This window comes from Corynebacterium mastitidis DSM 44356, from assembly GCF_000375365.1.
GTDB classification, from domain to species: Bacteria; Actinomycetota; Actinomycetes; order Mycobacteriales; family Mycobacteriaceae; genus Corynebacterium; species Corynebacterium mastitidis.
On the sequence record NZ_AQXB01000018.1, the window covers coordinates 1 to 3,293 of the forward strand.

1 protein-coding gene is annotated in these 3,293 nt (G+C 66.1%); it reads left to right on the plus strand.

The features are described 5' to 3' along the window. On the plus strand, positions 1 to 487 hold a 487-nt coding region (locus B140_RS13105), incomplete at its 5' end, for a pentapeptide repeat-containing protein (RefSeq protein ID WP_156801798.1). Between the last annotated feature and the right edge of the window lie 2,806 nt (positions 488 to 3,293).

The following is a 3,293-nucleotide window of genomic DNA, read 5'->3' on the forward strand; positions in this document are numbered from 1 at the left end:
GGAAAGCATGAACCCCGTCAACCGCGCCATCGTCGAAGCCCTCATCCAAGAAGCCCACGACAATGGCCAACGTCTTGATCTCTCGGAGCGAGACCTCAGCGACCTCGATCTGCAAGACGCTGACCTGAAGGGCGCTGACCTACGGGGAGCTAACTTGCAGTGGACTGACCTGCAAGGCGCTGACCTACGGGACGCCTACTGGGATGGTCTAGTCATCGACCACCTGCCGTCTGGCCGCGTCTACCTCATACCCACCCCTGATGGCTGGTACATGCACGTCGGGCACTTCTGGAACGGCACCCCAGACGAGCTACGCGACCTCATCGCCCAGGATGAAGACTGGCCCGAAGCCGAAGGCGAGGAGATTGCCCGCCGCCGCCCCTACCTCGAAGCAGCCCTCGCCCTCTGCAAAGTCCACATGGCCGACCACGCAGACGTGATCGACAACCTCCGCAAGCGCTGGGGGAGCGGCGAGGAGACGGCATGACCTCACCCGCCCGGCGCGCGTGCACATGATGTACCACAGCCCCACGGCCAGGTGGACTGGTTCTTACCCCTACTACCGGCCTGTCCTGGGATGGGGGCGCGCCGGGCGGTTCGCACAGCACCGAAACGGTTTGAGCGCTTAGGTGTTGTGCATGTCAGCGGTTTAAATACTTAGCCCTGCCTGTGCTACTGGACCCCTCGATCATGATCTCCCGGTGCGCCCTCACGGTTATCTTTGACTACCGCGATGCTGGGTACCCTGCGTGCCGCTGGCACCGCCTGTCTCGATACCCCCTTACGGCTCGTGGCGGCGTGTATCACGTCCCCGAATTACTATTTGACGCAGCGGTTTTCCTACGGGGATACTAGGTGGTGACAGACCCCCAACTGTCACCGTATATAAGGCGGGGAGTCCCACCGACCGCCAAGTAGATGAGACTCCCCGTGAGGCTAGTCAGTCAGCCAGATCCAGAAATCTCGAACAGCATCCGAGATTGTGTTGGCTACTGAGCGGATGAGCACCTCGCGCGTAATCTTGTGAACCCGCGTGAGGTGTTTTCCCTTTTTCGGGAGCACCATCTTTGCCTCACCTCCCTTCGTGATAGAACCCCACAGCAGTCCAGCGGTGCAGCTCCACCCCGAGCGGCGGAAGCACAACGAAGCACCGCTGGGAGGCCGGAATCACTCCGGCATGGGAAAGCATATTCGACCCTGTGAGACTCACCTAATACCCCAGGAGAACGCGGTAATCAAGGCCACCGAACCCGGGGCCGCTTTCGTCACAGTCCCACACCACCCCCAGGCCCGGCGCGCACCACACAGCAGGTTCCCTGAGACCATCAGGCCCACCCCGCAGGCCCTGCCCGGCGCGCTCGCGCAGTCCACTTTGGCTACCGCACCGCCGTGGAACACCCCCTGCGCCAGGTGCACGACCCGCCGCGCCCCGCCGCCACGGCCCCGTCTGCGTGCCGCAGGAGATCCCGCACCCAGCACTCCGCGCCCCCATACACCGGCCTCCGCGTGCACCGGGGCGAGGCCAACGAGGCCTGCCTGTACACCTCCCCGAGGGCGGGGCACCCAGGCGGGTGGCAGATCGCTGGCACTGGCCGTGGCCTCCTCACGCCTGGTCCCCACACCCGGCGGCGGCCTCATCCCCACCCGAGGCGGGGGCGGTGGCGCGCCCGGGCCCCCGGGGAATGAACATCAGACCGTTGAGTGTTTAAGACGTGAAACTGTTTAGCGTTTAAACGTCCAAGTGCTTGACTGTTTAGGTGTTTACCCTGTACGGTGGGACTATCACCAGCCACACCACCAACCCCGGGAGTCCTCGTGCCAGAGAACATCATCTTCCCGCCTGCGGCTGCGGCGACCATCAAGGAAGCAGTACGCCACGATCCTGCGCGGGTCTACGGCGTACTCATAGACTTCTCCCGGCCTTCCCGGGATGGCACGGTAACCATCATCGCTTCTATCACTCACCCACGACGGTGAGACCCTTGCCCACACCCGCTTTAACACCACCGACCTTGACAGCGACGAGGCCCGATGGGTCATGGCCACGGCTTGCCACGGGTACCGCAGGCGGATGGCCACACTAGTAGGGTTCTAACCCGCCAGGCAGGCCTGCGCAACGCGGGGAGCATCCACCGAAGCCCACCGCTTGCCCCCTCAACCCCGCCCGCGATTGGCACCCCAGGCGCACCACCCAAACACCTGAACGCTTAACCATTTAGCCTTCCTGCCACCCAACAGCCCAGGTGCCACACAGCCCGGCGCACTCCGCCGCGCACTGCGAGGCCCCAGCCCACCACCTGCCACAAGAGTCCGCACCACCACCAACCCGGCGCGCTCTAGCCCTTGCCCCACCAGTCCGCTGACCCCGGCGCGCGCCAGACACCCGGTGTGGCTCGCCGTCGCGTACTACCGCACCGCCGCACCACGACCACCCGCGACCTCCAAGGGACTACACACGATCCCCCGGGCAAGCCCTCACGCCCTCGTAGCACCCCCACACGCACAGGGCCTCGCACACCCCACCAGCACCCACCCCACCATCCAAGTGCTTAAACCCCCAAACACTATGCGCCTTGAACACTCAACCGCCCAGCCCCCACGGCCACGCCCCCGGCGCGCTCTCGCTTCCCCTCCACACACCAGCGATCTCCACCCCACGCACCCACAGCGCACCGCCACACTCGACCCCCTCAACCCGGAGCCACAGCGCACACAGGGCACCGCACACCACCCCCACACGCACCACCACCCGGCGCCCTCCCACCACTCACCCCTCTGAACGCCAACAACAACACCCAACCACCACACCCCCATAGCCCCGACGCGCGCCGGGTGCCAGCCCAACACGTCCCGGCTACCACCAACGCCCACCCTCGCCTGTACCGCCAACCCGGCGCGCTCGCACCCACTCCCGAACTCACGGCCCCAGGCCCAGCCCCACGGCCACCCCGCCACCGCTCACCGACAGTCATCACACAGGCACCGTCCGCACCGCCCCCTGAAGCCCGCTGACCCCACACCAGTCACCACACGCACCCAAGCACGTACCCGCTACCACCCCAGCCCGGCCCAGCCCGGCCCTCCGCACCCACAACCCGGCGCGCCCTAGACCGCCACCGACAGCCCCGACCCCTCCACCGCAACCGAGACCCGGCACGCCGGTCACCAAGCACAGTGGGCACACCCCCGCACCTCGCGCGCACCGTCAACAGCAACACCCAAACACCTGAACGCCCAGCGCTTTCAACGCCCAACCCCCACAGCCCAAGCGCGCGCCAAACACCAGCCCAGGC